This window comes from Aquabacterium sp. OR-4, from assembly GCF_025290835.2.
GTDB lineage: Bacteria > Pseudomonadota > Gammaproteobacteria > Burkholderiales > Burkholderiaceae_C > Pseudaquabacterium.
Map to the genome: position 1 here is coordinate 2,151,052 of NZ_JAOCQD020000001.1, position 21,980 is coordinate 2,173,031.

Genomic DNA, 21,980 nt, shown 5'->3' on the forward strand with positions numbered 1-21,980 from the left:
TTCCTTCTGCCGCGGCCATCAGCCGAGCACGAAATGCTGGATCGAGCGCTTCAGGCTGTCGCCCTGGTCGCGCAGCTCGGCCGAGGCGTCGGACAGCTGGGCCACCACGCGCGCATTGCCACCCACCGTGCCCTCGACATCGCGGGCGATCAGCAGCACCTCGCGCGACTGGCCCAGGCCGCTGCGCACCATGGTCACGATCTCGCCGACGATCAGGTTCACGGCCTCGATCTCGCGGTCGGTGCGGCCCACATGCTCACCCGCCCGCTCGGTGATGCGGCTGCCCTCCTCGATCTCGTCAATCGAGGCGTCCAGGATGCGGCGGATGCGCTGGGCCGCCGCCTCGCTGCGGTTGGCCAGCGTGCGCACCTCCTGCGCCACCACCGCAAAGCCCTTGCCGGCGGCGCCGGCACGGGCGGCCTCGACCGAAGCATTCAGCGCCAGCAGCTTGGTCTGGTAGGCCACCGCTTCGACCATGGCCACCACCTGCGCGATCTCGCGGCTCTTGCCCTGCAGCGAGCGCATGCGGGTCTGCAGCTCGGCCATGGTGCGGCGGCTGCGCTGGGCCTCGATGCGCATGGTGCCCACATGGCCCGAAACCCGCTCGACGGCCACGCCGCACTGGTCCATCGCGTCGGTGAAGCTCTCGGTGCGCCCGACCACGTTGCCAATGGCGGTGCGGATGTCACCCGAGCTGCCCGACAGGCCGGCATTGCCGGTGGCCACCTCGCGCGAGGCATGCGAGACGGCTGACACGCCCTGGGTCACGGCCTCGAACATGGCCGACATCTTGGTGGCCGCCTGGCCCAGCGTGTTGAGGGCATGGCCGATCTCGTCGCGGCCATGTCCGGTGGGGCGGATCGACAGGTTGCCGCGGCCCAGCTCGTCGACCTGCGCGCACAGAAATTTCAGGCCGCCCACCATCACCTTGTACAGGCACACCAGCACATACAGCGTGATCAAGATGCCGGCGCCGATGCCCACCCACTCGGCCAGCAGGTGGCGGCGCAGCTCGGCCTCGCGCGCCACCAGCCGGTGCTCGATCTCGCCCAGGCCCAGGGTGTCGATGTGGGCGCCGGCGTTGAGCGCCAGCTGGCCCAGCTGGCGGTAGCTGGCCAGCGTCATGTCGCCGCTGCCGTGGCGGCTGCGTGCCACGGCGCCGGTGGCATCGAGCAGGCGGTCGATGACCAGCAGCTGCTCGTCCAGCAGTGCCGCCTGCGCCGGCAGCACGGCGCGGGCGCGCTGGAACTGCGGCCGCGCAATGGCCAGCACGGTGCGCGCCTCGACCAGGCGGTCGGCCACCTCGCGCGACAGGCCGCTGCCCGGTGCCTGCGGCCAGTGCAGCAGCATGCTTTCGAGCAGGAAGGCCACGCGCAGGGTCAGGTCGGAGGCCGGGTTGATCAAGCCGTCACGCAACAGCCGGCTGCCGGGGTCGCCGTCGACGCTGGGCGTCCAGTGCGCCACATAGGCCGAGCGCAGCGTGTGCACGGCCTGCGCATAGTCGTGCACCGCCTGGGTGCGGGCGCCGGCCATGCCCGGCTGGGCGGCCGCCACCGCATGCTTGCGGCGGGCCGTGACCTCGTTGCGGCGCTGCAGCGTCTCCTGCATCTGCGCGGCCAGGGCCGGCACGGTCAACACATCGTCGGCCAGCAGGCGCTGCACGGCAGCCATGTCGCTGGCCTCGCGCTCGAACGCGGCATCCAGTGTGCGCGAGTCGGCACCGGCTTCGGCCATCAGGGTCAGGCGAGCAAGGTCGCGCACCGAGCGCTCCAGCACGGCCAGCGTGCGCACATGGCCCACACCCGCCACCGCGGCACTGGCGGTGTGCCAGGACGCGGCTGCCTGCGCCAGCAGCTGGGCCAGCATGGTGCCCAGCAGGCCCAGCACCAGCACGCTGACCACCAGCGCCTTGACGCGCAGCGGCTGGTTGCGCAGCAGGCGCACGCCGGGGCCCCACACGCCGTGGTACCGCATCCAGTCGGGCATCTGCAAACACTGCCGCAGCGAGGCGCCCAGCGCAGACCATGAGGGGAGCGGTCGTACAGACATCGGCTGTTGTTTCCGTAGAAGAGATCAGTGATCGCCACGGCCCGACAACAGCAAACGGGCACACCCGACCAGGCGGGGGGTGGGGGAGCTCTGCGGAGATTTCGGCCGGCGCCGCGACAACTTGAACCGGCGCTCAATGGGGTGCCGCAGGCCGCCGGGCCCAGCCGCCACACGCCTCGCTCAACTTCGCCGGACGCCGGTCGATAACGGGCCGTGACCTCGGGAATCAGGCTGTATCCCGTGCTGTCGCTCCGCCTTGCACCTGTCCGGTGCTTCTGCAATGTTCCGGAGCCACGCCCGATGTCCTCGAGCGAGCAGTACGTCAAAACAGCCTTTGCCGACACCGTGGCCACGCCCACGGCGACCGAACGCTGGCGCAGCCTGCGCATGCCCTTGATCATGGCCTGTGCCACCGCGATGCCAGCGCTGCTGCTGCACGCGGTGGGCTGGTGGGCCGCGGGGCCCTCGTGGCTGCTGGCCGGCTGGGCGCTGTGGCGGGCCCACAGCGCCACGCTGCGCGCCGGGCCGGTGGCCGCCGCCGAGGCCGCCCGCCACCGCGGCGTGGACGACAGCGAATTCGCACGCCTGGCCACCCAGATCCTGCCGGTCTGGCGGCGCAACCTGGAGGCGGCGCGCAGCCACTCCGAGCGCAGCATGACGCAGATGCTGGAGAGCTTTGCCGGCGTGTCCGGCCAGCTCGACGAGGCGCTGTCGATCTCGGACAACGCGCCGACGCTGGAGCTCGGCGCCCATGCCGAGCTGATGGAGACGCACCGCCCGCAGCTCGACGAGCTGCTGAGTGTGGCGCGCAAGGCCATGGCGGCCAAGACCGCGATGCAGGGCGTGCTCAACGAGTTCTCGCGCGAACTGTCCGAGATGGCCATGCTGACCCGCGATGTGCAGAACATCGGCCGCGCGACGCACCTGCTGGCGCTGAACACCTCGGTCGAGGCCACGCGCGCCGGCACCAGCAGCGGCGGCTTCATGGCCGTGGCGCAGGAGGTGCGCACGCTGGCCGGCAACTCGCGCGAGGCCGGCAGCCGGTTGTCGCGCCACGTCACCGTGCTGCAGGAGCGCCTGACCGCGATGCAGCTGGATGCCCGCCGCGTCGAGGCCGACGACGAGGAGCTGCGCCTGTGCATCGAGCAGGGCGCGCGCAGCCTGGTCACCGCGCTGCTCGACAGCCTGGGCGACGCCACCCGCGCCACGCGCAACCTGCAGGGCGTGGGCCGGCAGCTGCAGGGCGAGCTCGAGCGCGTGCTGGTGGGCATGCAGTCGCAGGACCGCCAGAGCCAGATGATCGAGTCGGTCACCGACGACATGGCGCGGGCCAGCGCCCACCTGCAAGGCGCGCGCGACCCGCTGGTGGCCTCGCCGCCCGACTGGCTGGCCCGCCTGGAAGAGAGCTACACCATGGAAGACATGCGCAGCAGCCACCACGGCACCACCGCGGTCGACCAGAACAGCAGCGTGGAGTTCTTCTGATGCCGCAGCCCCACGCCCATGCCCCGCCACGCGCACCGCGTGCGCAACCCCTCTCAATCAACCAGTCAACAAATCCCTGTACCCAAGGAGCCCTGACATGAGCAAGACCGTGATGGTGGTGGACGACTCCGGAAGCTTCCGCACCGTGGTCAAGCTGGCGCTGCAGAAGGCGGGCTACGCCGTGGTGGAGGCCTGCGACGGCCAGGACGCCTGCGGCAAGCTCGGCGGCGCCAAGATCAACCTGATCGTGTGCGACGTGAACATGCCCAACATGGACGGCCTGTCCTTCCTGCGCCATGTGCGGGCCAGCGTGGCGCACAAGTTCACGCCGGTGATCATGCTCACCACCGAGAGCCAGGAGGCCAAGAAGGCCGAAGGCCGCGCGGCCGGTGCGCGCGCCTGGATCACCAAGCCCTTCCAGCCCTCGCAGCTGGTGGACGCCGTCAACCGCCTGTGCGTGTGATGCCATGCCGGCCACCCTCAGCCTGAGCGGCGAGCTCACCATTGCGCAGGCCGCGGCCGTGCGCGACCAGCTGCAGGCGGTACTCGACACCGCCCCCGATGGCCTGGCGCTCGACCTGTCGGCGCTGGAGTCCTTCGACAGCGCCGGCCTGCAACTGCTGCTGGCCACCCGCCACAGCCTGGCCGAACGCGGCATGCCGCTCATCCTGGGCGCCTGCAGCGCCCCGGTGCGCGACGCGCTGCGCGTGTACGGTCTGCAGGCGCTGGCCGATGGCAGCGCGGCAGCCGCCTCCACACCCACCGACCGAGCGAGCGACGCATGAGCCACAGCAACGACGACGACGAGATCATCGCCGCGGCCCGGGTGGGTTTTCTCGACGAAGCGCAGGAAATGCTGACGCAGTTCGAGACCGCGCTGCTGGTGATGGAGGTCAACCCCACCGACAGCGAGAACCTGAACGCCGCCTTCCGCGCCGCCCACACCATCAAGGGCAGCGCCGGCCTGTTCGGCTTTGATGCGGTGGTGGCCTTCACCCACGAGGCCGAGACGCTGCTCGAATCGCTGCGCTCGGGCGAGCTGGCGGTCAACGAGCGGGTCACCGCGCTGCTGCTGCAAAGCCGCGACCAGATGGAGCGCCTGCTCGACGAGGTGCGCTCGGGCACGCAAGACCCGGCGCTGGCCGCCACCAGCCAGTCGCTGGGCGCCGAGCTGCGGGCGCTGCGCGAGGGCGCCGATGCGCCCGCCGCCGCGGCAGCCGCCGCCGGCCCGGCCGCCGCGGCCGAGGCCGAGGCGGCCATTGGCGCCGAGGGCGTCTGGCACCTGTCGCTGCGCTTTGGCGGCGATGCGCTGCGCAACGGCCTCGACCCGCTGTCCTTCATCCGCTACCTCGACACGGTGGGCCACGTGCAGGCCATCCAGCTGCTGGCCGACGCCATTCCGCCGCTGGCCCAGCTCGACCCCGAGTCCTGCCATGTGGGCGTGGAGATCCGGCTCGACAGCGGCGCCACGCGCAGCGCCATCGAGGACGTGTTCGCGTTCTGCGCCGACGACTGCGACATCGCCCTGCTGGCGCCCGACGCCAGCCCGGCCGACTACGCCGCCCTGCTCGAGCGCCGCGCCCCCACGCCCGATGCCCACACCGACCTGCTGGCGCTGTGGGCCGGCATGGGCCTGACGCTGCCGCTGCGCACCGCGGCACCGGCGGCCGGCGCCGGCGGCGCCAGCGCTGCAGCGGTGGCCGCGCCATCGCCGCAGATCGAGCGCCGCGCCGAGCCGGCCGACCCCGCCGCGGCCGACCGCCGCGACGCCGAGGCCGAGCGCCGCGGGGCCACCAAGGACCGCCGTGTCGGCGCTGGCGAGGAGGCACGCTTCATCCGCGTGCGGGCCGACAAGCTCGATCGCCTGATCGACCTGATCGGCGAGCTGGTGATCGCCAGCTCGGGCGCCCAGCTGGTGGCCGAGACCGAGCAGAGCCCGCACTTTGCCGAAGCCGCGCTGCGCATCCACGACCTGGTGCAGGAGGCGCGTGACGGCGCGCTGGGCCTGCGCATGGTGCCCATCGGCGAAACCTTCTCGCGCTTCAACCGCGTGGTGCGCGATGTCTGCAAGCAGCTGGGCAAGGAGGTCGAGCTGCAGATCACCGGCGGCGAGACCGAGCTCGACAAGAGCATGGTCGAGACCATCGCCGACCCGCTGATGCACCTGGTGCGCAACAGCATGGACCACGGCATCGAGACCGCCGAGGAGCGCCTGGCCGCCGGCAAGCCGGCGCAGGGCCACCTGGTGCTGCATGCCAACCACGAATCGGGCTCGATCGTCATCGAGGTGCGCGACGATGGCCGCGGCCTGAACCGCGCGCGCATCCTGGCCAAGGCACAGGAGCGCGGCCTGGTGGCCCCCGAGGCGGTGCTCGACGACGACGCCATCTGCCAGCTGATCTTCGCGCCCGGCTTCTCCACCGCCGCCGCGGTGACCAACCTGTCGGGCCGCGGCGTCGGCATGGACGTGGTCAAGCGCAACATCGAGGCACTGCGCGGGCAGATCCGCATCAGCAGCGTCGAGGGTGCCGGCACCACGATGCAGATCCGCCTGCCGCTCACGCTGGCCATCATCGACGGCTTTCTCACCAGCGTGGGCGGAGTCAGCTACGTGATGCCGCTGGAGCTGGTGGCCGAGTGCATCGAGGTGCCGACCGAGTGCCGCCAGCTGGGCGAACCCGACGACGACGCCGGTGGCCGCGTGGCCGGCCACTTCGACCTGCGCGGCGAGGTGCTGCCCTTCGTCGACCTGGGCCGCTTCTACCGCCACACGCCGCCCGCCGGCGGCCGGCGCAGTCTCGTGGTGGTGCATGACGGCATCACCCGTGTGGGTCTGGTGGTCGACCGCCTGCACGGCGAGCACCAGACCGTCATCAAACCGCTGGGCCAGGTGTTTCAGAACATCCGCGGCCTGGCGGGCACCACGATCCTGGGCAGCGGCGAAGTTGCGCTGATCCTCGATGTTCCTGCGTTGTTGAACCTGGCCACCGAGCGGCCGAGCCACGGCATGCGCCGCCTGCCCAGCCGACAGGCGGGCTGATCCGCTCTCGCGCCCCCTCCCCTCCCCGACCGTCTTCCCTCTCGACCACCCGGCGCATCGCGCACCGGACAGGAGCCTCCCATGTTCCAGATCAAGACCCAACGCCAGGCCATGCAAGACGCGCAGGCCGAACAGCAACGCATCGAGCATTCGTTCGAGCGTGTCATGGCCGAGGCCGCCGCCGGCCGCCTTGACGTGCGCATCCAGGCCTCGGCCGTGCCGCCGGCCCTGGCCGGCAGTGCACGCGAGTTCAACCGCCTGCTCGACACGCTGCAGGGCATGCAGCGCGACATGGGCCGCATGACCGACGAGCACGCCCGCGGCGACATCGACGTGGTGATCGATGCCCCGCGCTACAACGGCGACTTCCGCGCCATCGCCCAGGGCATCAACGACCTGGTGGCCGCGCACATCGCCGTCAAGAAGCTGGCCATGGGCGTGGTGGCCGAGTTCGGCCGCGGCAACTTCGACGCGCCGATGCCCCAGCTGCCGGGCAAGAAGGCCTTCATCAACGACGTCATCGAGACGGTGCGTGGCAACCTCAAGGGCCTGATCACCGAGATGACCCACATGAGCGCCGAGCATGCGCGTGGCGACATCGACGTGGTGATCGACCCGCAGCGCTTCGACGGCGACTTCCGCACCATGGCCTGCGGCGTCAACGACATGGTGGCTGCGCACATCGCGGTGAAGAAGCTGGCCATGGGCGTGATCGCCGAGTTCGGCCGCGGCAACTTCGACGCCCCGCTCGAAAAGCTGCCGGGCAAGAAGGCCTTCATCAACGACACCATCGAGACGGTGCGCGGCAACCTCAAGGGCCTGATCGCCGAGATGAACCACATGGCCGTCGAGCACGACCGTGGCGAGATCGACGTGGTGGTCAACGCCCAGCGCTTCCAGGGTGACTTCAGCACCATGGCCCAGGGCATCAACGACATGGTGGCCGCCCACATCGGCGTGAAGAAGCTGGCCATGGGCGTGATCGCCGAGTTCGGCCGCGGCAACTTCGATGCCCCGCTCGAGAAGCTGCCGGGCAAGAAGGTGTTCATCAACAACACCATCGAGCAGGTGCGCAGCAACCTGCGTGCGCTGATCGACGACACCACCATGCTGTCGCAGGCGGCGGTGGCCGGCAAGCTCGACACGCGCGCCGACGCGTCGCGCCACGGCGGTGGCTTCCGCCGCATCATCGAAGGCATCAATGGCACGCTGGACGCCATCGTGGCCCCGGTGCAGGACCTGCAGGCCGTGCTGCAGCGCATGGAAGGCGGCGACATCTCGCTGGGCATGACCAACGAGTACCAGGGCGCCTTTGCCGACCTCAAGGCGGTGCTCAACGCCACGCTGGCCCGGCTGTCGTCCACGCTGGCCGATGTCAATGCCGCGGCACTGGCCCTGACCTCGGCCGCCGGCCAGGTGTCGAGCACCTCGCAGTCGCTCAGCCAGGGCGCCTCAGAGCAGGCCGCCAGCGTGGAGGAGACCACCGCCTCGCTGCAGGAGATGGCCAGCTCGGTCAAGCAGAACGCCGACAACGCCAACGTCACCGACGGCATGGCCACCAAGGCCGCCCGCGAGGCCGGTGAAGGCGGCGAGGCCGTGGCGCGCACCGTGGAGGCGATGAAGAGCATTGCCACCAAGGTCTCGATCATCGACGACATCGCCTACCAGACCAACCTGCTGGCGCTCAACGCGGCCATCGAGGCAGCGCGAGCCGGCGAGCACGGCAAGGGCTTTGCCGTGGTGGCCGCCGAGGTGCGCAAGCTGGCCGAGCGCAGCCAGGTGGCGGCGCAGGAGATCGGCCAGCTGGCCGGCAGCTCGGTGCGCCTGGCCGAGCAGGCCGGCGACGTGCTGACCCGCATGGTGCCCACCATCGGCAAGACCAGCGAGCTGGTGCAGGAGATCTCGGCCGCCAGCGGCGAGCAAAGCGGCAGCATCGGCCAGATCACCAACGCCATGGGCCACCTCAACAGCGCCACGCAGCAAAACGCCTCGGCCAGCGAGGAGCTGTCGGCCACGGCCGAGGAGCTGTCGGGCCAGGCCGCCCAGCTGCAGGAGATGATGGCCTTCTTCAAGCTGCAGGGCGACGCCGGCGGTGGCCACGCGCCGCGCGCGGCCGGCCGCAGCGAGAGCGTGCGTCAGGCCGCACCGCGCATGGCCGAGCAGTCCAGCGCGCGCAGCAGCAGCGGCCAGGGTGGCATGCGCTGGTCGCGTGCCAGCGGCCATGCAGCGGTGGACGAGGCCGCCTTCGGCCGCTTCTGAACCTGCCCACCCGGCCATCAGGACGCCCAAGCCATGCAGGCAACAACCCACACCCCCACCGCCAGCGCGGCTGCGGCCGCGGCCGCGGCCAGCAGTGGCGCACCCGCCGTGCAGATGCTGCGCTTTGCGGTGGGTGAAGAACGTTTTGCGGTGCGCATCGACGCGGTGCGCGAGATCCTGGAGGTGGCGCGCACCACGCCCCTGCCCCTGATGCCGAGCTTCGTGCGCGGCGTGATGAACCTGCGCGGCGCGGTGGTGCCGGTCATCGACCTGGGCGCCCGCCTGGGCCTGGACCCGTCCACCGTGGGCCGCCGCAGCTGCGTGGTGATCGTCGAGACCAGCGGCAATGCCGAGGTGCCGGCGATGCGCCTGGGCATGCTGGTGGACGCGGTCTACGAGGTCTTCGATGCCCTGCCCGACGCGCTGGAATCGGTGCCGCGCCTGGGCACGCGCATCGATCCGGCCTTCATCCGCAGCATGGCCCGGCTGCGCGGCCAGACCACCGCCGAGCTCAACCTCGACGCGGTGCTCGAAGCCGGCGCGCTGGCCGCGCTGATCGACGCGCACCAGGGCCTGCACTGAGCGCCGGGCCGACGCAACCAGGAAGCACGCGATGATCTCCAACCGTTCCTTCGAGCTGGTGAGCGGGCTGTTCCACCGCGTCTCCGGCATCCGCCTGACCGACGGCAAGCGCGCGCTGGTGGCCGGCCGGCTGCAGAAGCTGGCCATGACCCGCGGCCTGAGCGACCTCGACCGCTATGTCGAGCTGCTGGTCAGCGAGAACGACCCCGCCGAGCTGGTGCGCGTGGTCGACAAGCTCACCACCAACGAGACCTACTTCTTCCGCGAGCCCGAGCACTTCGAGCACCTGAGCCAGCGCCTGGCGGCGCGGCCCAAGGGCGCGGGCGTGTTCCGGGTGTGGAGCGCGGCCAGCTCCTCGGGCGAGGAGGCCTACAGCATCGCCATGCTGCTGGCCGACAAGATCGGCATCGACGGCTGGGAGATCGTGGGCACCGATCTGTCCACCGCGGTGGTCGACACCGCCTGCCGTGGCCTCTACCCGATGGACCGCGCACGCAACATGCCGCCGGTCTACCTCAAGCGCTTTTGCCGCAAGGGCCAGGGCGAGCACGAGGGCCAGCTGCTGGTGGCGCGCGAGCTGCGCGACCGCGTGGCCTTCGGCTGCGCCAACCTGATGGAGGCACTGCCCGACATCGGCCTGTTCGACCAGATCTTCCTGCGCAACGTGCTGATCTACTTCGATCCGCCCACCAAGGAGGCCATCGTGCGGCGCGTGGCGGCCAAGCTCAAGCCCGACGGCATGCTCTACACCGGGCACGCCGAGTCACTGAACGCGCCGGCCCTGGGGCTGCGCAGCCTGCGACCGGCGGTGTATGCCCTGGCCTGAGCTGCAGGTGAGCCCCTTGCACCGCCCCGCGCGGCCCAGCCTGCACCGCGAACCGGACGGCACCACCGCCATGGTGGCGGGCCGCCCGGGCGAGCACCTGACCCTGCTGCCCGGCCAGTGGCACGTGGGCCGGCATGCGGCGCAGCTGCGCACGCTGCTGGGCTCGTGCGTGTCCATCGTGCTGTGGCATCCGCGCCAGCGCCTGGGCGCCATGTGCCACTACCTGCTGCCCTCGCGGCGGCGCACGCCGGGCATGGCGCTGGAGGGCCGTTTCGGCGACGAGGCGGTGACGTTGATGGCGCATGCCCTGCAGCGCCACGGCATCGCGCCGCAGGAGTTCGAGGCCCACCTCTACGGCGGCGCCGACACCATGCCCGACACCGCGGGCGCCAAGTTCAACGTCGGCGAGCGCAACATCGAGGCCGGCTGGGCCCTGATCGAGCAGCACGGCTTCACCCTGCACGAGGTGGACGTGGGCGACAACATTCCGCGCGCAGTCACGCTGTGCCTGCGCAGCGGCCAGGTTCAGGTACGCCGCGGCGGCCAGCGCGCGGCCAAGGAGTGAAGGCAATGTCCGTCACCGCATTTGTCATCGACGATTCGGCCGTGGTGCGCAAGCACCTCACCGAGACCCTGCAGGCCGGCGGCATCGAGGTGCTGGGCAGTGCGGCCGACCCGGTCTTCGCCTGGCCCAAGCTGGCCGCCAAATGGCCCGATGTGGTGGTGCTGGATGTGGAGATGCCGCGCATGGACGGCATCACCTTCCTGCGCAAGATCATGGCCGAGCGGCCCACGCCGGTGGTGATGTGCTCCACGCTCACCGAGCGCGGCTGCGAGACCACCATGCAGGCGCTGGCGGCCGGCGCGGTGGGCTTCGTCACCAAGCCCAAGCTGGGCCTGCGCGAGTTTCTGTCCGACCGCAGCAACGGCCTGGTGGATGCGGTGCGCGCCGCGGCCCGCGCCAACCTGCGCGCACTGCCGCGCAGCCCGGCCGGGGCCGCGGCCCCCGCCGCCGGCTCGGCCGCCACGCCCGGCACGCCAGCCGCGGCGCGCGCGCCGGCAGCCGCGGTGCATGGCGCCATGGCCGAGACCACCGACCGCGTGGTGGCCATCGGCATCTCCACCGGCGGCGTGCAGTCGATCGAGGTGGTGCTGCGCCAGCTCGACCGCACCTGCCCCGGCATGGTCATCGTGCAGCACATGCCCAGCGGCTTCACCGCCTCGTTCGCAACGCGGCTGAACAGCCTGCTCGAGCTGGAGGTGCTGGAGGCCAAGGACGGCGACCGCGTCATCAACGGCCGCGTATTGATCGCCCCGGGCGGCAAGCACATGCAGCTCAAGCGCAGCGGCGCGCAGTACGTGGTGGAGGTGCGCGACGGCCCGCTGATCAACCACCACCGGCCTTCGGTGGACGTGCTCTTCCGCTCGGTGGCGCAGTGCGCCGGGCGCAACGCCATAGGCGTGGTGATGACCGGCATGGGCGACGACGGCGCCCGCGGCCTGCGCGAGATGCGCGAGGCCGGCGCCGTCACCGCTGCGCAGGACGAGGCCAGCTGCGTGGTCTTCGGCATGCCCGCCGAGGCCATCCGCCTGGGTGGAGCACGCGACGTGGTGGCGCTCAACGGCATTGCCGGCTGGGTGCGCCAGGTGGCCCAGCAGCCGGTGACGCGCTGAGCCGGCGGCGGCGGCCTCAGCCCGGCGCGCCCGCCCGGCCGGCAGCCGATTCGCGCGCATCGGCGCGCTCGGCCAGCACCGCGCACAGCAGGCCCAGCGCGGCGCTGGCGGCGGCGGCCCAGAACACCGCGGCGTACCCGGCGTATTCGATCAGCCAGCCACCGGCCAGGCCGCCCACCAGGCCCGACAGGCCGTAGCCCAGCGCGGTGTACAGCGCCTGGCCGCGGCCGCGCAGCCGATCAGGAAAGTAGCGCGACAGCAGCGCGATGCAGCCGCCATGGTGGCCGGCAAAGGTGACCGCGTGCGACACCTTGGCCAGCACCAGCACCAGCGCCGAGCTGCCACCCAGCGCCACCGCGCCAAAGCGCAGCACCGAGACCGCGGCCGCCGCCTTGAACCAGCCATGCGGCGTGAGCAGGCTGCTCCAGCGCCCCTGGGTGAAAAAGAAGGCCACCTCGCAGACCACCGCCACCGCCCACAGCGCGCCCACCGCGTCCTTGCGGTAGCCCAGCGAATCCAGGTACAGCGACAAGAACGCGTACAGGCTCACATGGGCCAGCACGGTGAAGAAGATCGAGGCAAAGAACCAGGCCACCGTCGGCCGGCGCAGCAGCGGCAGCACCGGCGGCACCGGCGCGGCGTGGCGCTGGGCCGGCGCCCCGGCGGGCAGCTGCAGCGCGGCCAGCAGCAAGGCGGCATTGAGCAGCGCCACGGCCAGCGGAAACAGGCCGGTGCCGGTGGCCTGCAGCGCCACGCCGGCCAGGCTGACCGAGACGATGAAGCCGATCGAGCCCCACACCCGCACGCGGCCGTAGCGGGCGGTGTCCAGGCCCTGGCGGGTGACCAGCAGCTGTGACAGCGCCGCCTCGGCCAGCGGCACCACGCCGCCATTGGCCACGAACAGCAGCGCCACGGCCAGCGTCACCGCGGCAGTGCCGGGCAGCAGCACGGGCCACAGGCCGCTGGCACCGGTCAGGCCCCACAGCCCCAGCGTGGCGGCCAGTGCGCCCGCGGCCGCCCAGCGGATCAGGCCGGTGCGCTGGCCGCTGTGGTCGGCCATCCAGCTCCAGCCATAGGGTGCAAGCAGCCGGGTCCAGGCCTGCATGGCCGACATGGCGCCGATGGCCAGCGTCGACAGGCCCAGCGCCTTGAACCACAGCGGCGCATAGGTGTTGAACAGGCCGATGCCGGCAAAGTAGGTGAACCACAGCAGGCCGAAGCGGCGCAGCGTGGCGGATGTGGCGGCCGGCGTGGGCTCGGGCACCACGCCGGTTTGCGCAGCCGGTGGCGCGGTCAGACCACCGGGCCGGGCGCGCCCGGGCCCTCGATCGGCGGCACCTCGAGCCGCACGTCGCCGCACTGGGCGCGGTGGCGCAGCGCATGGTCCATCAGCACCAGGGCCAGCAGGCTTTCGGCGATGGGCGTGGCGCGGATGCCCACGCAGGGGTCGTGGCGGCCGAAGGTCTGCACCTCGGTGGCCTGCAGCGCGCGGTCGATCGACGGCCGCGCGGTGCGGATCGAGCTGGTGGGCTTGATGGCGATCGAGACCACGATCTCCTGCCCGGTGCTGATGCCGCCCAGCACGCCGCCGGCGCGGTTGGCGGCAAAGCCGCTGGGGGTCAGCGCATCGCCGTGTGTGCTGCCACGCTCGGCCACGCTGGCGAAGCCGGCGCCGATCTCGACCCCCTTCACCGCGTTGAGGCCCATCATCGCGTAGGCGATGTCGGCATCGAGCTTGTCGTACAGCGGCTCGCCCAGGCCCACCGGCACCTGGCGGGCGCGCACTTCGATGCGCGCGCCGCAGCTGTCGCCGTCCTTGCGCAGCGCGTCCATGTAGGCCTCGAGTGCCGGCACGATGCCGGCGTTGGGCGCATAAAAGGCGTTCAGCGGGATCTGGGCCTCGTCCTCGAACGGGATCGCCACATCGCCCAGCTGGCTCATCCAGCCGGTGAAGGTGGTGCCGTACTGCGCCAGCAACCACTTCTTGGCCACCGCACCGGCGGCCACGGTGGGCGCGGTCAGGCGCGCCGAGCTGCGCCCGCCACCGCGCGGATCGCGCAGGCCGTACTTGCGCCAGTAGGTGTAGTCGGCGTGGCCGGGGCGGAAGGTGTCGAGGATGTTGCCGTAGTCCTTGCTGCGCTGGTCGGTGTTGCGGATCAGCAGGCAGATCGGCGTGCCGGTGGTGCGGCCCTCGTACACGCCGCTCAGGATCTCCACCGCATCGGCCTCGTTGCGCTGGGTGACATGGCGGCTGGTGCCGGGGCGGCGGCGGTCGAGCTCGGGCTGGATGTCGGCCTCGCTCAGCGCCATGCCGGGCGGGCAGCCGTCGATCACGCAGCCGATGGCCGGGCCGTGGCTTTCGCCGAAGTTGGTGACGCGGAACAGTTCGCCGAAGGTGGAGCCGGGCATGGAGCGGGCGGCGCGAGGGCCGACATCAATGACAAAGGGTTCGGCGCCCCGCTGGCCGGAGCGCCGAACCCGTGATTCTCGCAAGAAGCGCGCGGCCGGGCCGCAGGGCATGGGCTCGAGGCCCCGCAGCGGTCATCGCCCCTTGTCTTGCGCCAGGCTTGCCAGGCTTGGCGGCCTGGCAAGCCCAGGCTCAGAGCTTGGACTCGGCCGCCGCGCCGTCTTCCTCGACCGGCCAGTCGCGGATGTAGGCCTTGAGCATGCGGTTCTCGAAATCCTGGCTGTCGACCACGGCCTTGGCCACGTCGTAGAACGAGACCACGCCCATCAGCGTGCGGCCGTCGAGTGCCGGCATGTAGCGCGCATGGCGGCCCAGCATCATGCGGCGCACCTCGTCGATCTCGGTCTCGGGCGTGCAGGTCAGCGGGGCGTCGTCCATCACGGTGCGCACGGTGAGCGAGCCGACCGAGCCGTTGTTCTTCACCACCGCGGCGATCACCTCGCGGAAGGTGAGCATGCCCACCAGGTCGCCATAGGCCATCACCACCAGCGAGCCGATGTCATGTTCGGCCATGGCCTTGACGGCCTCGGCCAGCGGCTGGTCGGGTGACACGGTGAACAGCGTGTTGCCCTTGACCCGAAGGATGTCGCTGACTTTCATGGCTTGGCTCTCCTGGCGAATTCCGCCCGTCTCCCCCGACGGCGGGTAGGGCAACATAGCACACAATGCCGGGCCTCGACAGCCTGCCCGGCGCGCCGCGCCGCACCCGCCATGCCCGGTTACAGCGATCCTGGATTCGACACCCTGGCCCTGCATGCGGGCGCCACGCCCGATCCGGCCACCGGTGCGCGGGCCGTGCCCATCCACCTGAGCACCAGCTTCGTGTTCGAGAGCAGCGCGCATGCGGCCTCGCTGTTCAACATGGAGCGCTCGGGCCATGTCTACAGCCGCATCAGCAACCCGACCAATGCGGTGCTCGAGGAGCGGGTGGCGGCGCTGGAGGGCGGCGTGGGCGCCATCGCCACCGCCAGCGGCCAGGCCGCGCTGCACCTGGCCGTGGCCACGCTGGCTGGCGCCGGCCAGCACATCGTGGCCTCGGCCGCCCTGTATGGCGGCAGCCACAACCTGCTCGATTACACGCTGCGCCGCTTTGGCATCGCCACCAGCTTCGTGCCGCCGGGCGACCTGGACGCCTGGCGCGCCGCCATCCGCCCCGAGACCCGGCTGCTGTTTGGCGAGACCCTGGGCAACCCGGGGCTGGATGTGCTGGACATCCCGGCGGTGAGCGCCCTGGCCCATGAACACGGCCTGCCGCTGCTGGTGGACAGCACCTTCACGCCGCCCTGGCTGCTGAAGCCCTTCGACCACGGCGCCGACCTGCTGTTTCACTCGGCCACCAAGTTCCTGTCGGGCCATGGCACGGTGGTGGGCGGCGTGCTGGTGGATTCGGGTCAGTTCGACTGGGCGGCCTCGGGGCGCTTTCCCGAGCTGAGCGAGCCCTACGACGGCTTTCACGGCATGGTGTTCAGCGAGGAGAGCACGGTCGGCGCGTTCTTGCTGCGCGCCCGCCGCGAGGGCCTGCGCGACTTCGGTGCCTGCATGAGCCCGCACACCGCCTGGCTGATCCTGCAGGGCATCGAAACCCTGCCGCTGCGCATGGCGCGCCACATCGAGAACACGCGCAAGGTGGTGCAGATGCTGGCCGGGCACCCGATGGTGGCGCGCGTGGGCTACCCCGAACTGCCGTCGCACCCCAGCCAAGCGCTGGCGAAAGCACTGTTGCCGCGCGGCTGCGGCGCGGTGTTCAGCTTCGACCTGAAGGGCAGCCGCGCGCAGGGCGTCGCCTTCATCGAGGCGCTGAAGATCTTCTCGCACCTGGCCAATGTGGGCGACTGCCGCAGCCTGGTGATCCACCCGGCCAGCACCACCCACTTCCGCATGGACGACGCGGCGCTGGCGCGCGCCGGCATCGGCCCGGGCACGATCCGGCTGTCGATCGGCCTGGAAGATGCCGACGACCTGATCGACGACCTGAAGAAGGCGCTGAAGGTGGCCGAGAAGGCGGCGGAGAAGGCCGCATGAAGCTCACCGTCAACGACCGTGCCGCCTACGCCTACACCGGCGGCAAGCCCTTCGATCCCGCCAGGCCCAGCGTGGTGTTCGTCCACGGTGCGCTGCACGACCACAGCGCCTGGACGCTGCTGGCCCGCTGGTGCGCGCACCACGGCCACAACGCGCTGGCCGTCGATCTGCCGGGCCATGGCCGCAGTGCCGGGCCGGTGCTGCCCGATGTGCAGTCGCTGGCCGACTGGGTGCTGGCGCTGCTGGACGCCGCCGGCGCCGCGCCCGGCACACCGGTGGCGGTGGTGGGCCACAGCATGGGCTCGCTGATCGCGCTGGAGTGCGCGGCGCGCGCGCCCCAGCGCATCAGCCGGCTGGTGATGGTGGGCACGGCCTACCCGATGAAGGTCTCGCAGGCGCTGCTCGACACCGCCGCCAGCGCACCGCTGAAGGCCATCGACATGGTCAACAGCTTCTCGATCAGCACGCTGGCCGCCAAGCCCTCGTACCCCGGCCCGGGCATGTGGCTGCACGGCGCCAACCGGGCGCTGATGCGCCGCATCCTCAACGGCCCCCACGCCACCGGCTGCGCGGTGAACCTGTTCCACCACGACTTCAGCGTGTGCGACCGCTATGCCCATGGGCTGGAGGCTGCCGCGCTGGTGCGCTGCCCGGTCACCTTCGTGCTGGGTGAGCGCGACCAGATGACCTCACCCAAGGTCACGCGCGAGATCGGTGCGGCGCTGAAGGCGCGCACCGTGATGCTGCCGACGGGCCACACGCAGATGGCCGAGGACCCGGATGGTTTGCTGGAGGCTTTGCGGTCTGCTTTGGCTTGAGCGTTTGGCGTTCGCTGCTCGCTCGCTGCCGGCTGCGCGTGGCCAAGGCCGCCGGGTAACCGGCTGGCTCCATGCCAAGGGCCAGAGGCCCTTGGCCTTCGCCAGGCACAAACCGTCCTCAGGACGGTTTGTGTCCGGGCTCAGTCCCCCGCCAAGGTGCTCCCGCACCTCGGCTCCACCTTCACTTAGGCCGGGCGGTCACCCGCCGTCCTCGTCCCGAGACAGCGTGGCAGGTCACCCATCGCCGGGCGCTGGCGCCCGGCGTTCACCGCATGCGGAGACCGTGCGGGCACGGCTTGCCTTGCTCTGCCATCTGCACGCCAGCGAACAAGCGGCAACGCAACAACGCAACAACCCAACAAGGCGTCAGCCAACGACCAAAGGCCGCAAGTTCGCCAGCATGTCCCCCACCATCGCATCCAGAGACCACGAAGGCGACCAGCCCCAATCGCGCCGGGCTGCCGAGTCGTCAATCGCAGCCGGCCAGCTCTGCGCAATCGCCTGGCGGAAGTCCGGCGCACAAGACAGCTCGAAAGAAGGCAGCGCCCGCTTCAAAGCCAAAGCCGCATCAGCAGGCGACAGGCTGAACGCCGACAGGTTGTAGCTGCCCCGCTCGCGGATGGCATCGGCCGGTGCGTCCATCAACATCAGCGTGGCGCGGATGGCATCGGGCATGTACATCATGGGCAGCGCCGTGTCGGCGCGCAGAAAGCTTTCGTAGGCGCCCTGCTTCAAGGCCTGGTGGAAGATGTCCACCGCCCAGTCGGTGGTGCCGCCGCCCGGTGGCGTCTTCCAGCTGATGATGCCGGGATAACGCAGGCTGCGCACGTCCACGCCGTGCTTGGCGTGGTACCAGGCGCACCAGCGCTCGCCGGCCAGCTTGCTGATGCCGTACACGGTGCTGGGGTCCATCACCGTGGCCTGTTCGGCCAGAGCCGGCGTGGTGGGGCCGAAGGCCGCAATGCTGCTGGGCCAGAAGATGCGTTCGAGCCGCGCGGTGCGGGCCAGCTCCAGCACATTGAGCAGGCCGGTCATGTTGAGGTGCCAGGCCCATTGCGGATGCTGCTCGCCGCTGGCCGACAAGGCCGCCGCCAGGTGGTAGATCTGCGTGACGCCATGGCGCTTGACCACGGCCGCCAGCGCGGCGGCATCGGTGCAGTCCAGCGCCTCGTGGGCCACGCCGGGCACCCGACCGCTGGGTGCCAGATCGCTGGTCACCACCGCGTCGTGGCCGTGGCGTGCGGCCAGGGCTTCGGCCAGCTCGGTGCCGATCTGGCCATTGGCGCCGATGATGAGAATCTTCAGCCGGGCCATGTTCAGACCTCGCCGTTCAGCAGGCTGCGGGCGGCGCGGCTCATGGCAGCAGCCCCAGCTCGCGCCCGGCCTGGGCAAAGGCGGCCACGGCGCGGTCGAGTTGCGCCACCGTGTGCGCCGCGCTCACCTGCACCCGCACCCGCGCCTGGCCCTGCGGCACCACCGGGTAGAAAAAGCCGGTGACATACATGCCCAGCTCGCGCAGACGCGCCGCCAGCTGCTGGGCCTTGACCGCGTCGTACACCATGATCGGCACGATGGGGTGCGTGCCCGGCTTGATCTCGAAGCCTGCCGCGGCGATGGCCGCGCGAAAGTGCGCGGTGTTGGCGTGCAGCGTGTCGCGCAGCGAGGTCGAGGCTTCCAGCAAATCCAGCACCGCCAGGCTGGCGCCCACGATGGCTGGCGCCAGCGTGTTCGAGAACAGATACGGCCGCGAGCGCTGGCGCAGCAGCTCGATCACCGCCCTGGGGCCGGCGGTGAAGCCGCCGCTGGCGCCGCCCAGGGCCTTGCCGAAGGTGCCGGTGATGAGGTCCACCCGCGAGCGGCCGTCGACCAGCAGGCCGCGGTGCTCGTGCGTGCCGCGGCCGGTGGCGCCCATGAAGCCGGTGGCATGGCACTCGTCGATGGCCAGGATGGCGCCATGCGCATCGCACAGCGTGCGCATCTCGTCGAGCCGCGCGATGGTGCCGTCCATCGAGAACACGCCGTCACTGAACACCAGCACCTCGCGGGCACCGGCGGCGCGGGCGGCCTGCAGCTGCGCCGCCAGGTCGGCCATGTCGTCATGGCGGTAGCGGTAGCGCTGGGCCTTGCACAGGCGGATGCCGTCGATGATGGACGCATGGTTCAGCGCATCGCTGACGATGGCGTCCTGCTCGCCCAGCAGCGGCTCGAACAGCCCGCCGTTGGCATCGAAGGCCGCCGCATACAGGATGGCGTCGTCCAGGCCCAGAAAGCGCGCGATGCGCTGCTCGAGCTGCTTGTGGATGTCTTGCGTGCCGCAGATGAAGCGCACCGAGCTCAGGCCGAAGCCATGGCTGTCGATGGCCGCCTGCGCAGCCGCCATCACCTGCGGATGAGCCGACAGGCCGAGGTAGTTGTTGGCGCACAGGTTGATCAGCGGCTGGCCCTGCGGGTCATCGGCCAGGCGCACCTGTGCGCCCTGCGGGCCGGTGATCACGCGCTCGGTCTTGGTCAGGCCGGCGGCATCCAGCGCCTGCAGCTCGTGGTGCAGGCGGGCAAGAAAGGTCTCGGCAGTCACGTCAGGGGTCTCCTGGTGGTGGGGGCTGGGGCTGCCGGCAGGGCGGTTGGCCGGCCGGCGGCCTGGTGAACATTGATCGTTTTATCGAACGACTCGTGCACTATACTGAACGAAACTTTCAAGAGCAAGCCCATGGCCAAGCCCCCACGCGCCACCCTCGCACCGGCCCCCACCGGCCCGGCCACGCCGGCCGAGCCGCCCCGCGTGGGCGCCGCGCTGGCCGCGCTGCGCGAGCAGCAGGCCTTGTCGCTGGACGAGCTGTCGCGCCGCGCGGGCGTGTCGAAAAGCATGCTGTCGCAGATCGAGCGCGCGCAGGCCAATCCCACGGTGGCCGTGGTGTGGCGCCTGGCCAATGCGCTGGGCGTGCCGCTGTCCGAGCTGCTGGAGGCCGCGCCGCGCCCGGCGCCACCGGCCATCAGCACCGTGGCCGCCCACGACACGCCCACGCTGCGCGGGCGCGACCCCGGTTGCGAGCTGCGCATCCTGGGCCCGCTGGCGCTGGCCGGCCGCTTCGAGTGGTACGAGCTCACGCTGCAGCCCGGCGCCGGGCTGGTGAGCGACGCGCACGAGCCCGGCACGCAAGAGCATGTCAGCGTGCTGGCCGGGCGGCTCACGCTGCAGGCCGGCGAAGCCCAGGCCATGCTGACCGAGGGCGAGACCGCACGCTATGCCGCCGACACGCCGCATGCGCTGCGCAACGCCGGCAAGCTGCCGGTGCGTGCGCTGCTGGTGGTGATGCACAGCGACTGACCCGGCCCGGGCGCCCCTGGCCACAGCCCGGCGGGCCTTCACCCCCTGCGGCACAATCGCGCCGCAACATGAATGCTGCCCGATGAGCCTGGTTTTTCCGCACACCTTCGTCCCGTGGTTTCGCGCGGTGGCGCCCTACATCCACGCCTATCGCGGCAAGACCTTCGTGGTGGCCGCCACCGGCGAGCTGATCGCCGCCGGCAAGCTCGAATCGCTGGCGCAGGATCTGTCGATCATGCACGCCATGGGCATCAAGCTGGTGCTGGTGCATGGCTTTCGGCCGCAGGTCAACGAGCAGCTGGCGCTCAAGGGCCATGCCTCGCGCCACTCGCACGGCAAGCGCATCACCGATGCCCTGACCCTCGATTGCGCGCAAGAAGCGGCCGGCCAGCTGCGCTTCGAGATCGAGGCCGCGTTTTCGCAGGGCCTGCCCAACACGCCGATGGCCAATGCCGCGGTGCGCCTGGTGTCGGGCAACTTCCTCACCGCGCGGCCGGTGGGCATCGTCGACGGCGTCGACTTCATGCACTCGGGGCTGGTGCGCCGGGTCGATGCCGCGTCGATCCGCCGTGCCATCGACATCGGTGCCATCGTGCTGCTCAGCCCCTTCGGCTTCTCGCCCACCGGCGAGGCCTTCAACCTCACGATGGAAGACGTGGCCACCGCCACCGCCGTGGCGCTGCAGGCCGACAAGCTGCTGTTCCTGACCGAGCTGCCGGGCATCCGCGAGAACCTCGACGATCCCGACAGCGCCATCGACACCGAGATGGCCCTGGCCGATGCCAAGCGCCTGCTGGCCACGCTGCCGCGGGCACAGCAGCCCACAGATCTGGCCTTCTATCTGCAGCACTGCGTGGCGGCCTGCGAGGCCGGCGTCGAGCGCTCGCACATCCTGCCGTTTGCCGTGGATGGCGCCATCCTGCAAGAGGTGTTCACCCACGACGGCATCGGCACCATGGTGGTCGACGAAAAGCTCGAGAGCCTGCGCGAAGCCACCTCCGACGACGTGGGCGGCATCCTGCAGGTCATCGAGCCCTTCGAGCGCGACGGCACCCTGGTGCGCCGCGAACGCACCGAGATCGAACGCGATCTGGCCAACTACACGGTCATCGAACACGACGGCGTGATATTCGGCTGCGCGGCCCTGTATCCCTATCCCGAATCACGCACGGCAGAAATGGCCGCCCTCACCGTTTCTCCGGCGGTGCAGGGCCAGGGCGATGGCGAACGCCTGCTCAAGCGGGTTGAACAGCGCGCCCGCGGCATGGGTTTGGACAGCATCTTCGTGCTCACCACGCGCACCATGCACTGGTTCATCAAGCGCGGCTTCGTGCAGGTCGACCCCGATTGGCTGCCCGAGGCACGCAAGCGCAAGTACAACTGGGACCGGCGCTCGCAGGTGCTGGTCAAGAAACTGGCCTGAACGGCCAACC

19 protein-coding genes are annotated in these 21,980 nt (G+C 70.9%); 13 read left to right on the forward strand and 6 right to left on the reverse strand.

What is annotated here, in order from left to right:
• Window positions 1-18 precede the first annotated feature (18 nt).
• Window positions 19-1,986: a methyl-accepting chemotaxis protein gene (locus N4G63_RS09350; RefSeq protein WP_260788036.1), complete on the reverse strand. Its 1,968-nt coding sequence runs from the start codon at window positions 1,984-1,986 to the stop codon at window positions 19-21.
• A 363-nt stretch (window positions 1,987-2,349) separates the two neighbouring features.
• On the opposite strand from N4G63_RS09350, the gene N4G63_RS09355 reads away from it, so the two are divergent.
• From N4G63_RS09355 to N4G63_RS09395, 9 genes are all read left to right on the forward strand, one after another.
• Window positions 2,350-3,534, forward strand: coding sequence for a methyl-accepting chemotaxis protein (locus tag N4G63_RS09355; protein WP_260788037.1), 1,185 nt, complete (start codon window positions 2,350-2,352; stop codon window positions 3,532-3,534).
• Between the two features lie 97 nt (window positions 3,535-3,631).
• Entirely contained in the window at window positions 3,632-3,997 is a 366-nt protein-coding gene (locus tag N4G63_RS09360; RefSeq protein ID WP_260788038.1) for a response regulator, read from the forward strand.
• Window positions 3,998-4,001: 4 nt separating this feature from the next.
• Window positions 4,002-4,319 (forward strand): STAS domain-containing protein, encoded by a 318-nt coding sequence (locus N4G63_RS09365; protein WP_260788039.1) that lies wholly within the window; start codon window positions 4,002-4,004, stop codon window positions 4,317-4,319.
• A complete protein-coding gene (locus N4G63_RS09370) occupies window positions 4,316-6,574 on the forward strand; it encodes a chemotaxis protein CheA (protein WP_314599611.1) in 2,259 nt (752 codons plus the stop codon). The genes N4G63_RS09365 and N4G63_RS09370 overlap by 4 nt, the downstream gene beginning before the upstream one ends.
• An 81-nt stretch (window positions 6,575-6,655) precedes the next feature.
• Entirely contained in the window at window positions 6,656-8,833 is a 2,178-nt protein-coding gene (locus N4G63_RS09375) for a methyl-accepting chemotaxis protein (protein ID WP_314599612.1), read from the forward strand.
• A 33-nt stretch (window positions 8,834-8,866) separates the two neighbouring features.
• Complete coding sequence (locus tag N4G63_RS09380) at window positions 8,867-9,415, forward strand: chemotaxis protein CheW (protein ID WP_260788042.1); 549 nt, start codon at window positions 8,867-8,869, stop codon at window positions 9,413-9,415.
• Between the two features lie 31 nt (window positions 9,416-9,446).
• Window positions 9,447-10,241 (forward strand): CheR family methyltransferase, encoded by a 795-nt coding sequence (locus tag N4G63_RS09385; protein WP_260788043.1) that lies wholly within the window; start codon window positions 9,447-9,449, stop codon window positions 10,239-10,241.
• Window positions 10,242-10,248: 7 nt separating this feature from the next.
• Window positions 10,249-10,806, forward strand: a complete 558-nt coding sequence (locus tag N4G63_RS09390) for a chemotaxis protein CheD (protein WP_260788044.1) — start codon at window positions 10,249-10,251, stop codon at window positions 10,804-10,806.
• A 5-nt stretch (window positions 10,807-10,811) separates the two neighbouring features.
• On the forward strand, window positions 10,812-11,915 hold the full coding sequence (locus N4G63_RS09395) for a protein-glutamate methylesterase/protein-glutamine glutaminase (RefSeq protein WP_260788045.1): 1,104 nt from the start codon (window positions 10,812-10,814) through the stop codon (window positions 11,913-11,915).
• Between the two features lie 16 nt (window positions 11,916-11,931).
• Here the strand turns inward: N4G63_RS09395 and N4G63_RS09400 are convergent, their stop codons facing one another.
• The 3 genes from N4G63_RS09400 to N4G63_RS09410 form a co-directional block, all read right to left on the reverse strand.
• Window positions 11,932-13,179 carry an MFS transporter gene (locus N4G63_RS09400; protein WP_260788046.1) on the reverse strand — a complete coding sequence of 416 codons (1,248 nt, stop codon included), beginning with the start codon at window positions 13,177-13,179 and terminating at the stop codon, window positions 11,932-11,934.
• 29 nt (window positions 13,180-13,208) lie between these two features.
• Complete coding sequence (aroC, locus tag N4G63_RS09405; protein WP_260788047.1) at window positions 13,209-14,324, reverse strand: chorismate synthase; 1,116 nt, start codon at window positions 14,322-14,324, stop codon at window positions 13,209-13,211.
• Window positions 14,325-14,514: 190 nt separating this feature from the next.
• Window positions 14,515-14,982, reverse strand: coding sequence for a CBS domain-containing protein (locus N4G63_RS09410; RefSeq protein WP_260788048.1), 468 nt, complete (start codon window positions 14,980-14,982; stop codon window positions 14,515-14,517).
• A gap of 111 nt (window positions 14,983-15,093) precedes the next feature.
• Between N4G63_RS09410 and N4G63_RS09415 the strand changes: the two genes are divergently transcribed.
• Complete coding sequence (locus N4G63_RS09415; protein WP_260788049.1) at window positions 15,094-16,404, forward strand: O-acetylhomoserine aminocarboxypropyltransferase; 1,311 nt, start codon at window positions 15,094-15,096, stop codon at window positions 16,402-16,404.
• On the forward strand, window positions 16,401-17,222 hold the full coding sequence (locus N4G63_RS09420; RefSeq protein ID WP_260788050.1) for an alpha/beta fold hydrolase: 822 nt from the start codon (window positions 16,401-16,403) through the stop codon (window positions 17,220-17,222). Before N4G63_RS09415 ends, N4G63_RS09420 begins: the two co-directional genes overlap by 4 nt.
• Window positions 17,223-17,588: 366 nt before the next feature.
• Here N4G63_RS09420 and N4G63_RS09425 read toward each other — a convergent pair whose 3' ends face one another.
• Together N4G63_RS09425 and kbl are read right to left on the reverse strand one after the other, a co-directional pair.
• On the reverse strand, window positions 17,589-18,536 hold the full coding sequence (locus N4G63_RS09425) for an NAD-dependent epimerase/dehydratase family protein (RefSeq protein ID WP_314599613.1): 948 nt from the start codon (window positions 18,534-18,536) through the stop codon (window positions 17,589-17,591).
• 40 nt (window positions 18,537-18,576) lie between these two features.
• A complete protein-coding gene (gene kbl, locus N4G63_RS09430) occupies window positions 18,577-19,797 on the reverse strand; it encodes a glycine C-acetyltransferase (RefSeq protein WP_260788052.1) in 1,221 nt (406 codons plus the stop codon).
• Window positions 19,798-19,929: 132 nt separating this feature from the next.
• On the opposite strand from kbl, the gene N4G63_RS09435 reads away from it, so the two are divergent.
• Window positions 19,930-20,547 (forward strand): helix-turn-helix domain-containing protein, encoded by a 618-nt coding sequence (locus N4G63_RS09435; protein ID WP_260788053.1) that lies wholly within the window; start codon window positions 19,930-19,932, stop codon window positions 20,545-20,547.
• Window positions 20,548-20,629: 82 nt separating this feature from the next.
• A complete protein-coding gene (gene argA / locus N4G63_RS09440) occupies window positions 20,630-21,970 on the forward strand; it encodes an amino-acid N-acetyltransferase (RefSeq protein ID WP_260788054.1) in 1,341 nt (446 codons plus the stop codon).
• The last annotated feature ends 10 nt before the right edge of the window (window positions 21,971-21,980 follow it).

Excerpts from the sequence above, each read along its gene's own strand:
- N4G63_RS09435 (WP_260788053.1), top strand. The coding sequence starts at position 19,930 with ATGGCCAAGCCCCCACGCGCCACCCTCGCACCGGCCCCCACCGGCCCG.
- N4G63_RS09415 (WP_260788049.1), top strand. The coding sequence starts at position 15,094 with ATGCCCGGTTACAGCGATCCTGGATTCGACACCCTGGCCCTGCATGCG.
- N4G63_RS09355 (WP_260788037.1), top strand. The coding sequence starts at position 2,350 with ATGTCCTCGAGCGAGCAGTACGTCAAAACAGCCTTTGCCGACACCGTG.
- N4G63_RS09385 (WP_260788043.1), top strand. The coding sequence starts at position 9,447 with ATGATCTCCAACCGTTCCTTCGAGCTGGTGAGCGGGCTGTTCCACCGC.
- N4G63_RS09410 (WP_260788048.1), bottom strand. The coding sequence starts at position 14,982 with ATGAAAGTCAGCGACATCCTTCGGGTCAAGGGCAACACGCTGTTCACC.
- N4G63_RS09370 (WP_314599611.1), top strand. The coding sequence starts at position 4,316 with ATGAGCCACAGCAACGACGACGACGAGATCATCGCCGCGGCCCGGGTG.
- aroC (WP_260788047.1), bottom strand. The coding sequence starts at position 14,324 with ATGCCCGGCTCCACCTTCGGCGAACTGTTCCGCGTCACCAACTTCGGC.
- N4G63_RS09420 (WP_260788050.1), top strand. The coding sequence starts at position 16,401 with ATGAAGCTCACCGTCAACGACCGTGCCGCCTACGCCTACACCGGCGGC.
- N4G63_RS09395 (WP_260788045.1), top strand. The coding sequence starts at position 10,812 with ATGTCCGTCACCGCATTTGTCATCGACGATTCGGCCGTGGTGCGCAAG.
- N4G63_RS09425 (WP_314599613.1), bottom strand. The coding sequence starts at position 18,536 with ATGGCCCGGCTGAAGATTCTCATCATCGGCGCCAATGGCCAGATCGGC.
- argA (WP_260788054.1), top strand. The coding sequence starts at position 20,630 with ATGAGCCTGGTTTTTCCGCACACCTTCGTCCCGTGGTTTCGCGCGGTG.
- N4G63_RS09360 (WP_260788038.1), top strand. The coding sequence starts at position 3,632 with ATGAGCAAGACCGTGATGGTGGTGGACGACTCCGGAAGCTTCCGCACC.
- N4G63_RS09375 (WP_314599612.1), top strand. The coding sequence starts at position 6,656 with ATGTTCCAGATCAAGACCCAACGCCAGGCCATGCAAGACGCGCAGGCC.
- N4G63_RS09350 (WP_260788036.1), bottom strand. The coding sequence starts at position 1,986 with ATGCCCGACTGGATGCGGTACCACGGCGTGTGGGGCCCCGGCGTGCGC.
- N4G63_RS09365 (WP_260788039.1), top strand. The coding sequence starts at position 4,002 with ATGCCGGCCACCCTCAGCCTGAGCGGCGAGCTCACCATTGCGCAGGCC.
- N4G63_RS09380 (WP_260788042.1), top strand. The coding sequence starts at position 8,867 with ATGCAGGCAACAACCCACACCCCCACCGCCAGCGCGGCTGCGGCCGCG.